A 12,853-nucleotide genomic window follows, 5' to 3' on the forward strand; every position below is an offset into this window, starting at 1 on the left:
TAGGCGCGCCGGGTGCTGGTTGACAGGCGCGGGACGGGTAGGTTGGCGAGATTCCTGCGCAGGACTTACCCGCCTGGGTGGGGGGGTGAGTCAGAACCTCCCAATGGCCTGGAATCTAAGGGCGAACACCCTCCAGCAGGCCTTGGCGCAGCGCTGCGCTGATGGCCGCTGTGCGGTTGTCCACCGCGAGTTTTGCGTAGATGTTTTTGAGGTGGAATTTGATCGTGTTCTCGGACAGGTTCAGGCCTTGCGCGATGACTTTGTTTGGCAGCCCATTGGCCAGCAGGCCGAGGACTTGAGCCTCCTTGGGGCTTAATAGAATTGTGGGGCGCACGGGATGCGCTCGCCAGCCTCGCAGGCGGGTGATAACGCAGGGCATTGAGGGGAGGGCGTCGGGGTTGCGCTCAAGGGCGGGCAGTAACCACGGGCCCACTTCCAGTAGCAGACCGGGCAGGGCATCAGGCGAGATGGCGGCGAGGGTTTGCTGCTCTGCCTGAGGGTTGATATCGACCTGTGCCTTGCAGGCGGCAGCCAGTGCCATCAATTCCAGGCGCCAGCGGGGGAGCTGCAAGCCTTTTTCCTGAAGCTTTGTTCCTTCGCGTTGCAGGCGATTGAGGGCGACAAGGGCGGCACCGGTGGCGATCTGCAATCTGGCTTGGGCCAGCGTCGCGGCGTGTTGGGTGCGCCAGTCTTTGGGCGTGGCGGCCATGCCTTCGAGATTGATCTGCGTGGCCTCTTTTCGCGCCTGGGTCAACAGCCCGCATTGCACCAGCACTTCAATCCGCCAGGCGTGTACCAACTGATGCAAGCGCTGCCAGTTGCGTGCCGTGGCGTGCTCTGCAACGTGTTCCAGTTCATGCAATGCGGGTTGCAAGCCTTTGGCGCGCAATGTGGTGCGCCATGTCACCTCGGCTGTATTGGCCACAATATCCAGCCAGCCCTCGGTATGCTCCAGAGAGGCCCAGCCGTCCTGTAACCAGGGGGGGACGTGCGACCATTCGCCTTGCCAGTAGCAGTGTTGAGCTTTCAAGCACCCGATCAAGGCTTTTAGCGAACTCTCGGTACCGAAATGGCTGAGCACGAACGCCAGTGCCTTATCCATCAAGTGCCGGGCGGCCAGGATATCCCCGGACAGCGCCAGCGCCTGGGATTCATGAATGTTGCAGTAAATTTCTCCACGCGGGCTGGCAACCAGATGCATTTTGATTTGTGCGGTGCGAACGCTTTTCAGTGCGCCGTTGATATCGCCATTAATCATCAGCGCCATGGTGTCAACGCACGCCAGCGTTGCTTGTATCAACATCTCTTCCTGGGGATCGGTGCACAGCCGAGGGCGGTGTTCAACCGTGTGTTCAAAGTGGTCCAGGTAGGTATTTGACAGGGTGTTAATGAGGTGGAAGTCGCGGATTAACCGTGGGTCGCCCTGCAGGTTGTGTTCTGCCAGGCTCAGCAATTGGCTGCAAAACGCATGGTTACCCAATTTGGCATGCAGGTACGCTTGCAGCAGCAACAGGTCGGGTGCGGTTTGTCGAGCCTGCTCATCAAACTGCTGGATCAGGCTTTGGGCGTAGCGAATGCCTTTGCTCAGCACCAGTGACCAACCGCCCGCGCGCACCACCAGGCTGATGGCCAGGTCTGTGTCCCTGGCCTGCAGGGCGTGGGCCACAGCCTGTACCCAATCGTTGGCCTGCGCCAGCCATAGAGCTGCCGCCTGATGAATGTGCTGTGCCTGGTGGGTGTTGACCCTGGAGCTGAGAAAGTCTCGCAGCAATCGGTGATAGCGAAACCATTGGCACTCAGCGTCCAGCGGAACGAGCAGGGCCTCGAGATGACGCAGTTGCATCAGCAGGTGGGTGCTGTCGGTGCGCCCGCGCACAGCGTCTGCCAGCTCTGCATTAAAGCGGGCCAATAATGAGGTCTCCAGCAGGAAGGACTGGCACTCGGTCGACAGGCTCGCCAGGATTTGTTCGGCCAAATACTGCGCGATATCGGTGACACCTCCAGAAAATGCGGTGAGCCCGAACAGGCAGCCATGACTGCTGGCCAGCCACACGCGCGCCAATTGAACTGCCACTGCCCAGCCTTCGGTGGTGCGGTGCAGTTGCAGTGCGTCTTGCGGTGCCACCGTGGGCCCAAGAATGCGCCGGGTTTCGTCTGGGGACAGGCTTAACTGCTGTGCTGGCACTTCATGCATCCAGCCCTTTGCCCGCCAATGTGAGAGCGGCCATGCCGGGCGGGTACGGCTGGCGACCACGACGTGCAGCCAGGGCACGGTGTGTTCGATAAGGGTTTGCAAGATGTGATTGACTTCGTGGCCGCCCACCGCGTGATAGTCATCCAGCAGTAAGGTCACGGGCTGTTCTGACTGCTCCAGCGCGTGTGCCAGCGCCCGCAGCGTGCGGTGTGGTTGTGCGTCCAGCGACTGCGATTCGGCCAGCCGTGACAAATGCCCCAGCTTCAGGCCGCTGCGCTCAAGCGCCAGGATCAGGTAAGCCAGAAAGCGATTGGGTTCGCCATCGGCCTCGTCCAGCGACAGCCAGGCGACGTTGGCGTTGGGTGTGCATTTAAGCAGTTCCTGACGCCATTGCATCAGCAGCACCGTTTTGCCATAGCCGGCCGGTGCGACCAACAGCACCAGGGGCACGTGGCCATGCGTGTGCAAAGTGGCCAGCAGCGTCTCGCGTATCTGTGAGGTCACAAGCGTTTTGGGTGGTGTGATCTTGCCGATCCAGCACCATGAGCAGGAAGCGCTGTACAGAGGGTCATGTGTCATGGGGATAGGCCAATGTCTAATCTGGAGCCTTGAGAGATTGCAGGCCTGCAAGGGGTGATCAAAGTCGGTTGCCACTAATATTTCTGTAGGGTGGTTCTTGCGAAGCGCGAAGAATTCTCTGAAGAGTGCACAGGTGAATTTTGGGTGTTACCCGATATGTAACCGTCGTGCACCACGCTGGGGCCTATCAACACTGTTAGCACCGTTTTAGAGCGCTCGCGGGCGCTTAAAATAATAAGATGAAACGCTACACTTGCCGGAATAGAAGGCTTTGCGAATAATAGGCCCGCTATTTGCAACTCACATAGGTTCTATGTCTTTTGCTCTTGCATGAATTGGAAGAGCTGTCAATGCTGTCGGACGCCTTTCTCGATGCATTTGTAAGTTGTTGTCGCATTGAAGAAATAACGGCGTGAAGCCTGTCGTTAGAATGCCGATCACTCGCTCGTCGATGTCGTGCTGATATCAGCTCGACGCCAATCGGACGTGGCGCCGCATTCTCGGTTTAACCTCCGCATATTGGGCTCACGCTCATTCTGCATTTATTGCCCTTTACCGATGGAGTCCTAAGATGAAGAAACTCGCACTTCTTGGCGCCCTGGCACTGTCCGTGCTGTCCGTGCAGGCTTTTGCCGATGAAAAACCACTGAAAATTGGTATCGAAGCGGCTTACCCTCCGTTTGCCTCGAAGGCACCGGATGGCAGTATCGTGGGTTTTGACTACGACATCGGTAACGCGCTGTGCGCAGAGATGAAGGTCAAGTGTGTTTGGGTCGAGCAAGAGTTCGACGGCCTGATCCCGGCCCTCAAAGTGCGCAAGATCGATGCCATTCTGTCTTCGATGTCGATCACCGAAGACCGTAAAAAGTCGGTCGACTTCACCCACAAGTACTACCTCACGCCCGCACGCCTGGTGTTGAAGGAAGGCACGGCGGTGAGCGACAGCCTGGAAGAACTCAAAGGCAAGAAAATTGGCGTGCAGCGCGGTTCGATCCATGACCGTTTCGCCAAGGAAGTGCTGGCCCCAAAAGGGGCAACGGTGGTGCCTTACAGCTCACAGAACGAAATCTACCTGGACGTCCAGGCCGGTCGCCTTGATGGCACCGTGGCGGACGCCACCCTGCTGGAAGACGGTTTCCTGAAAACGCCTCAAGGCAAGGGTTTCGCGTTTGTAGGCCCGCAGTTCACTGACGCCAAGTACTTCGGTGACGGCATCGGTATCGCGGTTCGCAAGGGTGACGCATTGAAAGACAAAATCAACACCGCGATCGATGGTATTCGTGCCGATGGCACCTACAAAACCATCCAGGACAAATACTTCAACTTCGATATTTACGGCCCAGAAGCCCAGTAATACGTCGCAGCGGTCTGTCCTAAATGGCGCAAGCAACAGGATCTCTGAAGTTTGCGCCATTTTTTCATCCAAATTTTGAGGACCTGAATCATGTTGAAAGGCTACGGGGCTGTCATCCTCGATGGCGCTTGGCTGACGCTTCAGCTCGCCTTGTCGTCCATGGCCCTGGCCATTGTTCTAGGTCTGATTGGTGTTTCCTTGCGCCTGTCGCCGGTGCGCTGGTTGGCCTGGCTGGGCGATTTGTACTCCACGGTGATCCGTGGCATTCCTGACTTGGTGCTGATCCTGCTGATTTTCTACGGCGGCCAGGACCTGCTGAACCGCGTCGCGCCCTTGCTGGGTTATGACGACTACATTGACTTGAACCCGTTGGCCGCCGGTATCGGCACCTTGGGGTTCATCTTCGGTGCGTACCTGTCTGAAACGTTCCGTGGTGCCTTTATGGCCATCCCCAAGGGGCAGGCAGAAGCCGGCATGGCGTATGGCATGAGCTCTTTTCAGGTGTTTTTCCGGGTGTTGGTGCCCCAGATGATTCGCTTGGCGATCCCGGGCTTTACCAATAACTGGCTGGTACTGACCAAAGCCACCGCGCTGATTTCGGTGGTCGGTTTGCAAGACATGATGTTCAAGGCCAAGCAGGCGGCAGATGCCACCCGCGAACCCTTCACGTTCTTCCTGGCGGTGGCCGCGTTGTACCTGGTGTTGACCAGTGTTTCGCTGCTGGCCTTGCGACAACTTGAGAAACGCTACTCGGTAGGCGTAAGGACGGCTGATTTATGATCTTCGACTACACCGTCATTTGGGACAGCCTGCCGCTGTACTTCAGTGGGCTGTTGACCACCCTCAAGCTGCTGTCGATTTCGCTGTTTTTCGGCTTGCTGGCCGCTGTGCCATTGGGCCTGATGCGCGTGTCCAAGCAGCCCTTCGTCAACGGTATCGCCTGGTTGTACACCTATGTGATTCGTGGCACACCGATGCTGGTGCAACTGTTCCTGATCTATTACGGTTTGGCGCAGTTCGAAGCGGTACGCGAAAGTTTCCTGTGGCCATTGCTGTCCAGTGCAACCTTCTGTGCGTGCCTGGCCTTTGCGATCAATACCAGCGCCTACACCGCCGAGATCATTGCCGGCAGCCTCAAGGCCACGCCCAATGGCGAGATTGAAGCGGCCAAGGCGATGGGCATGTCCCGCACTAAAATGTACCGTCGTATCTTGCTGCCCTCGGCCATGCGCCGTGCGCTGCCGCAATACAGCAACGAAGTGATCATGATGTTGCAGACCACCAGCCTGGCGTCCATTGTGACCCTGATTGATATCACGGGTGCGGCGCGTACCGTCAACGCGCAGTATTACTTGCCGTTTGAGGCGTACATCACCGCAGGGGTGTTCTACCTGTGCCTGACCTTCATTCTGGTGCGCCTGTTCAAACTGGCCGAGCGCCGCTGGCTGGGCTATATGGCCCCGCGCAAGGCCTGAGCCGTGAATTGTATTGATCCAGTGTTGCCCGTGCGCCCCGTGCGCTTGCTTAACGACTGACTGTTTTTGTGAGAACCGACAGCATGTACAAACTTGAAGTCCAAGACCTGCATAAACGCTATGGCAGTCATGAAGTGCTCAAAGGCGTTTCCCTGGCCGCCAAGGCAGGCGATGTCATCAGCATCATCGGTTCCAGCGGTTCGGGTAAAAGCACCTTTTTGCGGTGCATCAACCTGCTGGAGCAGCCCCATGCGGGCAAGATCCTGCTGAACAACGAAGAGCTGAAGCTGGTCGCCAACAAAGAGGGGGCGCTGGTAGCCGCCGACCCCAAACAACTGCAGCGTATGCGCTCACGCCTGTCGATGGTGTTCCAGCATTTCAACCTGTGGTCGCACATGACCGCGCTGGAAAACATCATGGAAGCACCGGTGCACGTCTTGGGTATGACCAAGGCTGAAGCCCGGGAAAAAGCCGAGCATTACCTGAACAAGGTGGGCGTGTCCCATCGCAAGGAGGCCTACCCGGGCCACATGTCCGGCGGCGAGCAGCAGCGTGTGGCGATCGCCCGTGCGCTGGCGATGGAGCCCGAAGTCATGTTGTTTGACGAGCCGACCTCTGCCCTTGACCCTGAGCTGGTGGGGGATGTGCTCAAGGTCATGCAGGACCTGGCCCAGGAAGGCCGTACGATGGTGGTGGTGACCCACGAAATGGGCTTTGCCCGTGAAGTGTCAAACCAACTGGTGTTCCTGCATAAAGGCATCGTCGAAGAAAGCGGTAACCCGCGTGAAGTGCTGGTGAACCCGCAATGCGAGCGTTTGCAGCAGTTCTTGTCCGGTAGCCTCAAGTAAGTACAGCAGGAGCTGCAGGCGCTCGCGATCGTTTAAACCCATCAAAAGATCACGAGCCGTCGAGTCGCGGCTCCTGCAAGCAAGGCGTTTAGAGTTGTGTTCATTTACGGGCTAGCATTGGCCCTCGTCTTTACCACTGTTTTTCGCTTCGGATAGCACGCCATGACCGCCCATCGAATTGGTTTCCTCATTTGGCCCAGCACCAAAGCCTTGACTCTGGCGCTGGCTGAGGAAGCGTTGCGTGTTGCTCAGCGCGTGCACCCTGAAGTGGTTTACGAGCTGGCCTTCTTGCAGGCCGAGCCGCCGCTTGAAGGCGCGTGGCAACTGCCTGGCGTGCCGTGGGCAGGTAAGCTTGAAGGCTGTCAGAAACTGTTTCTGCTGGCCGACGAGCCGCCCCTGACGATGGTGCCAGCCTTGAGCACGGCGCTTAAACAACTGGTGCGCACTGGCTGTGTGATTGGCGGCTTGTCGGCCGGTGTTTACCCGCTGGCGCAATTGGGGTTGCTCGACGGGTATCGGGCTGCCGTGCACTGGCGCTGGCAGGACGACTTTGCCGAGCGATTCCCCAAAGTGATCGCCACCAGCCACTTGTTCGACTGGGACCGCGACCGCCTGAGCGCCTGCGGCGGCCTGGCCGTGCTGGACTTGTTGCTCGCCGTGCTGGCCCGCGATCACGGTGCCGAGTTGGCCGGGGCGGTGTCCGAAGAGCTCGTGGTGGAGCGCATTCGTGAAGGCGGTGAGCGTCAGCGTATTCCGTTGCAAAATCGCCTGGGCTCAAGCCATCCAAAACTCACGCAGGCGGTGCTGTTGATGGAGGCCAATATTGAAGAACCGTTGACCACCGATGAAATCGCCCAGCACGTGTGTGTGTCCCGCCGGCAATTGGAGCGTATTTTCAAGCAGTACCTCAATCGCGTGCCTAGCCAGTATTACCTGGAGCTGCGCCTGAACAAGGCCCGGCAAATGCTGATGCAAACCAGTAAATCGATCATTCAGATCGGCCTGTCGTGCGGCTTTTCTTCCGGGCCGCATTTCTCCAGCGCTTACCGTAACTTCTTTGGGGCCACCCCGCGCGAAGACCGCAACCAGCGACGTAGCAGCAGCCCGTTCGAATTGTCGTCCGCGCCTGCCGAACGCGGTTGACGCTTTTTCCTGTGCGCCCGCGTGCAGCCCCTGTGCCGGTGTGCGAATGACTGCCAGGTCACGGCGCTAAAAATCAAACCGCCAAGGTGCTGCCGTAAATCAAGCCCAGCGTTTAGACTGCGCCTTTGTGACGCAATATGTCGCATTGTCGACAGCTCTGGAAAAACGTGGTTTAGCGCTATAAGAAGTTGTCGCTTGACGACAAGGCGTGACCCCCTGCGTATCCCTACAATCCCCCATCGCTCGCCAGTTTAGGCAGGCGTTCCTCTTCAGGAGACTCCGATGTCCGTTGAGCAAGCCCCGGTGCAACGCGCCGATTTCGACCAGGTCATGGTGCCTAACTACGCACCGGCTGCCTTTATTCCTGTACGCGGTGCCGGTTCCCGAGTCTGGGATCAGGCCGGGCGCGAACTGATCGACTTCGCGGGTGGCATTGCCGTTAACGTGTTGGGTCATGCGCATCCGGCATTGGTCGGCGCGTTGACGGAGCAGGCGAACAACCTGTGGCATGTGTCGAACGTATTTACCAACGAGCCTGCGCTGCGTCTGGCCAAAAAACTGGTCGATGCCACGTTTGCCGATCGCGTGTTCTTCTGCAACTCGGGTGCCGAGGCCAACGAGGCCGCGTTCAAGCTGGCCCGTCGTGTGGCCCATGATCGCTTTGGTGAAGAGAAGTACGAGATCATCGCGGCCCTCAACAGCTTCCACGGCCGTACCCTGTTTACGGTGAACGTCGGCGGGCAGTCGAAGTACTCCGATGGCTTTGGCCCGAAAATCACCGGCATCACCCACGTGCCGTTCAACGACCTGGCCGCCCTCAAGGCCGCCATCTCGGACAAGACCTGCGCCGTGGTGCTGGAGCCGATTCAAGGCGAAGGCGGTGTGCTGCCGGCCGAGCTGGCGTACCTGCAAGGCGCTCGCGAACTGTGCGATCAACACCATGCGTTGCTGGTGTTCGATGAGGTGCAAACCGGCATGGGCCGTACCGGCGAGCTGTTTGCCTACCAACATTACGGTGTGACCCCCGACATTCTGACCAGCGCCAAGAGCCTGGGCGGCGGGTTCCCGATTGCCGCGATGCTCACCACCGAAGCGTTGGCCAAGCACCTGGTCGTCGGCACGCACGGCACCACCTACGGCGGCAACCCGCTGGCGTGCGCAGTGGGCAATGCGGTGATCGACGTGATCAACACCCCTGAAGTGTTGAACGGCGTTAAAACCCGGCACGATCAATTCAAGACGCGCCTTGAGCACATTGGCCAGCAGTACGGCCTGTTCAGCGAAGTGCGTGGCATGGGCCTGTTGCTGGGTTGCGTGTTGAGCGATGCCTGGAAAGGCAAGGCGAAGGACGTGTTCAACGCTGCGGAAAAAGAAAACCTGATGATCCTGCAAGCCGGCCCCGACGTGGTGCGTTTCGCGCCAAGCCTGGTGGTGGAGGATGCCGACATCACCGAAGGCCTGGACCGTTTTGAGCGTGCAGTCAAAAACCTGACCGCCTGATTCACGCGTTAACCCTGCAGGAGCGAGCTTTTTAAAAGATCGCGAGCAAGCTCGCTCCTACAGAGGCCCCCTTTTTTATTTTCTGGATTAAGGAGTGACACCATGCTGGTGATGCGCCCCGCACAAATGGCTGACCTGGACGAGGTACAGCGGCTGGCTGCGGACAGCCCGATTGGTGTTACTTCATTGCCGGACGATGTCGGACGCCTGCGTGACAAGATCGTTGCGTCTGAAGCGTCGTTTGCCGCTGAAGTGAGCTTCAACGGTGAAGAAAGCTATTTTTTTGTGCTGGAAGACAGCACCACCGGCAAATTGGTGGGCTGTTCGGCCATCGTGGCGTCGGCGGGTTACTCGGAGCCGTTTTACAGCTTTCGTAACGAGACCTTCGTTCACGCCTCCCGTGAATTGAAAATTCACAACAAGATTCACGTCTTGTCGCAATGCCATGACCTCACTGGCAACAGCTTGCTCACCAGTTTCTATGTGCTGCCGGAACTGGTCGGCACGGCCTGGTCCGAGCTCAACTCCCGTGGCCGCCTGCTGTTTGTGGCCAGCCACCCGGAGCGTTTTGCCGACTCGGTGGTGACCGAGATTGTTGGCTACAGCGATGAGAACGGTGACTCGCCGTTCTGGGACGCCATCGGCCGCAACTTTTTCGACTTGAACTACGCCGCCGCCGAGCGCCTGTGCGGGCTGAAAAGCCGCACCTTCCTGGCTGAGCTGATGCCGCATTACCCCATTTATGTACCGCTGTTGCCCGACAGCGCTCAAGAGTCGATGGGGCAGGTGCACCCGCGTGCGCAGATCACCTTCGACATCCTGATGCGCGAAGGCTTCGAGACCGATCACTACATCGATATTTTCGACGGCGGCCCCACGTTGCATGCCCGCGTTTCCGGCATTCGCTCCATTGCGCAAAGCCGCGTGGTGCCGGTCAAAATCGGTGAATTGATCAAGGGGGCCGGCCGCCAGTACCTGGTGGCGAATGCTCAGTTGCAGGATTACCGCGCCGTGTTGCTGGCGCTGGATTGGGCACCGGGCAAGCCCGTCACGCTGGATCTGGAGGCAGCCGAAGCACTGGGCGTTGGCGAAGGTGCCAGCGTGCGAGTGGTTGCGGTTTAACGCGTTTGAGCGAGTTTCGCGGGGTTCGCCAGCGCGCCCTGTCTAAGGAGATAGCATGATCGTTCGTCCTGTACGCAACAGCGATTTACCGGCCCTGATTGACTTGGCCCGCAGCACCGGCACCGGCCTGACAACCCTGCCCGCCAACGAAGAGCGCCTGCTGCACCGCGTGAGCTGGGCTGAAAAAACCTTCCGTGGCGAAGCCGACCGTGCCGATGCAGACTACCTGTTCGTGCTCGAAAACGACGAAGGCAAAGTGGTTGGCATCTCCGCCATTGCCGGGGCCGTAGGGCTGCGTGAGCCGTGGTACAACTTTCGCGTGGGCCTGACGGTCAGTGCCTCACAAGAGCTGAACATCTACCGTGAAATTCCGACGCTGTTCCTGGCCAATGACCTGACCGGCAACTCTGAACTGTGCTCGCTGTTTCTCAGTGCCGATTACCGCAACGGCCTTAACGGCCGCATGCTGGCTAAGGCGCGCATGTTGTTTATTGCGGAATTTCCGGAGCTGTTCGGCGACAAGATCATTGCTGAAATGCGCGGTATGTCCGATGAAGCCGGGCGCTCGCCGTTCTGGGAAAGCCTGGGCCGGCATTTTTTCAAAATGGAATTTAGCCAGGCCGACTACCTGACGGGCGTGGGCAATAAAGCGTTTATTGCCGAGTTGATGCCCAAGTTCCCGGTGTACACCTGCTTCCTCTCTGAAGATGCCCGTGCCGTGATCGGCAAGGTGCACACGCACACCGAGCCGGCCTTGAACATGCTCAAGAGCGAAGGCTTCAGCTACCAGGGTTACGTCGATATCTTCGACGCGGGCCCGGCGGTGGAGTGCGAAACCCGCAAGATCCGTGCGGTGCGCGACAGCGAAGCATTGGTGCTGGCCATTGGCACGCCGGGTGATGACGCCACGCCGTACCTGATTCACAACCGCAAGCGCGAAGACTGCCGCATCACCGCCGCCCCGGCACGGTTGGCCGCCGGCACGCTGGTGGTCGACCCCTTGACCGCCAAGCGCCTGCACCTGAGCGCAGGCGATCAGGTGCGCGCCGTTCCTTTGTCCGCCCAGCCAGTTGCCCCACGGGAGTCCAAATAATGAGCACGTCTTATATCGCAGGTGCTTGGCAGAACGGGCAGGGCGAGGCTTTTGAGTCGCTGAACCCGGTGACTCAGCAGGTGCTGTGGGCAGGGCAGGGGGCCAATGCCGAGCAGGTCGACGCGGCGGTCAAGGCGGCGCGTCAGGCATTTCCGGCCTGGGCCGGGCGCACGTTTGAAGAGCGCTTGAGCGTGCTTGAGGCCTTCGCCGCGAGCCTTAAGCAGCATGCGGATGAGTTGGCGCGCGGCATCGGTGAAGAAACCGGCAAGCCGTTGTGGGAAGCCGCCACTGAAGTCACCAGCATGATCAATAAAGTGGCCATTTCGGTACAGAGCTACCATGAGCGCACGGGCGAAAAAAGCGGCCCGCTGGGCGACGCCACGGCGGTGTTGCGCCATAAGCCTCATGGTGTGGTGGCGGTTTTTGGCCCGTATAACTTTCCGGGTCACTTGCCCAACGGGCATATCGTGCCTGCTTTATTGGCCGGTAACTGCGTGGTGTTCAAGCCGAGCGAGCTGACGCCCAAGGTGGCCGAACTGACCGTCAAGTGCTGGATCGAAGCCGGGCTGCCGGCCGGTGTGCTGAACCTGCTGCAAGGTGCCCGCGACACCGGCATTGCGCTGGCCGCCCATGCCGGTATCGATGGCCTGTTTTTTACCGGGTCGAGCCGTACGGGCAATGCCTTGCACCAACAATTTGCCGGCCGCCCGGACAAAATCCTGGCCCTGGAGATGGGCGGTAATAACCCGCTGGTGGTCGATCAGGTCGCTGATTTGGAAGCCGCGGTTTACACCATCATTCAGTCGGCTTTTATCTCAGCGGGCCAGCGTTGCACTTGTGCGCGCCGCTTGCTGGTGCCAGAAGGGGCCTGGGGCGATAGCCTGCTGGCGCGCCTGGTCGCGGTTAGCCGAGAGATTGAAGTGGGCGCGTTCGATCAACAACCCGCACCGTTCATGGGGTCGGTGATTTCCCTGGGTGCAGCGCACGCCTTGATGGAGGCCCAGGAAATGTTGTTGGGCGCGGGCGCGGTGGCCTTGCTGGAAATGCACCAGCCAGACAGCCATGCAGCCTTGCTCACGCCCGGTATCATCGACGTGACCGACGTGGCCGACCGTTCAGACGAAGAACTGTTCGGGCCGTTGTTGCAGGTGATTCGCTACGCTGATTTTGACGCTGCCATTGCCGAAGCCAACAACACCGCGTTCGGCTTGGCCGCCGGTTTGTTGTCGGATTCGAAGGCGCGTTACGAGCAATTCTGGCTGCAAAGCCGTGCCGGAATCGTGAACTGGAACAAGCAACTGACGGGGGCGGCGAGCAGCGCACCGTTCGGCGGTGTCGGCGCGTCGGGCAACCACCGCGCCAGTGCGTACTACGCGGCGGACTATTGCGCGTACCCGGTGGCTTCACTGGAAACGCCGACCCTGGCGCTACCCGCCGCCTTGACCCCCGGTGTGCGCCTGACCTGATGCGGCCATGTAGTCGCTGCCTTCGCCAGCGGCTACAGCGTTTTGATTGATGACTATTACAACCGTTTCCCGGAGCCTC

10 protein-coding genes are annotated in these 12,853 nt (G+C 59.3%); 9 read left to right on the forward strand and 1 reads right to left on the reverse strand.

The annotated features are described in order from the left end of the window. Window positions 1-115: 115 nt before the first annotated feature. On the reverse strand, window positions 116-2,773 hold the full coding sequence (locus tag Q1W15_RS13870) for a LuxR C-terminal-related transcriptional regulator (RefSeq protein ID WP_300729486.1): 2,658 nt from the start codon (window positions 2,771-2,773) through the stop codon (window positions 116-118). 571 nt (window positions 2,774-3,344) lie between these two features. On the opposite strand from Q1W15_RS13870, the gene Q1W15_RS13875 reads away from it, so the two are divergent. The 9 genes from Q1W15_RS13875 (at window position 3,345) to astD (ending at window position 12,774) form a co-directional block, all read left to right on the forward strand. Then, window positions 3,345-4,127, forward strand: coding sequence for an ABC transporter substrate-binding protein (locus Q1W15_RS13875; RefSeq protein WP_300729487.1), 783 nt, complete (start codon window positions 3,345-3,347; stop codon window positions 4,125-4,127). 90 nt (window positions 4,128-4,217) lie between these two features. Next, on the forward strand, window positions 4,218-4,907 hold the full coding sequence (locus Q1W15_RS13880) for an ABC transporter permease (RefSeq protein ID WP_300729488.1): 690 nt from the start codon (window positions 4,218-4,220) through the stop codon (window positions 4,905-4,907). Next, window positions 4,904-5,602, forward strand: coding sequence for an ABC transporter permease (locus Q1W15_RS13885; protein ID WP_300729489.1), 699 nt, complete (start codon window positions 4,904-4,906; stop codon window positions 5,600-5,602). The genes Q1W15_RS13880 and Q1W15_RS13885 overlap by 4 nt, the downstream gene beginning before the upstream one ends. A gap of 83 nt (window positions 5,603-5,685) precedes the next feature. Beyond that, window positions 5,686-6,450: an ABC transporter ATP-binding protein gene (locus tag Q1W15_RS13890; protein WP_300729490.1), complete on the forward strand. Its 765-nt coding sequence runs from the start codon at window positions 5,686-5,688 to the stop codon at window positions 6,448-6,450. 162 nt (window positions 6,451-6,612) lie between these two features. Continuing rightward, window positions 6,613-7,593: a transcriptional regulator ArgR gene (gene argR, locus Q1W15_RS13895; RefSeq protein WP_300729491.1), complete on the forward strand. Its 981-nt coding sequence runs from the start codon at window positions 6,613-6,615 to the stop codon at window positions 7,591-7,593. 282 nt (window positions 7,594-7,875) lie between these two features. Continuing rightward, window positions 7,876-9,093, forward strand: coding sequence for an aspartate aminotransferase family protein (locus Q1W15_RS13900; protein ID WP_300729492.1), 1,218 nt, complete (start codon window positions 7,876-7,878; stop codon window positions 9,091-9,093). A 102-nt stretch (window positions 9,094-9,195) separates the two neighbouring features. After that, window positions 9,196-10,215, forward strand: a complete 1,020-nt coding sequence (gene aruF, locus Q1W15_RS13905; RefSeq protein WP_300729493.1) for an arginine/ornithine succinyltransferase subunit alpha — start codon at window positions 9,196-9,198, stop codon at window positions 10,213-10,215. A 55-nt stretch (window positions 10,216-10,270) separates the two neighbouring features. Further along, complete coding sequence (gene astA, locus Q1W15_RS13910) at window positions 10,271-11,308, forward strand: arginine N-succinyltransferase (protein ID WP_300729494.1); 1,038 nt, start codon at window positions 10,271-10,273, stop codon at window positions 11,306-11,308. Next, the gene (gene astD, locus Q1W15_RS13915) at window positions 11,305-12,774 is read left to right on the forward strand and encodes a succinylglutamate-semialdehyde dehydrogenase (protein ID WP_300729507.1); all 1,470 of its coding nucleotides are present in this window, start codon (window positions 11,305-11,307) and stop codon (window positions 12,772-12,774) included. The genes astA and astD overlap by 4 nt, the downstream gene beginning before the upstream one ends. Window positions 12,775-12,853 lie beyond the last annotated feature (79 nt).

The organism is Pseudomonas sp. (assembly GCF_030150285.1).
Lineage (GTDB): Bacteria > Pseudomonadota > Gammaproteobacteria > Pseudomonadales > Pseudomonadaceae > Aquipseudomonas.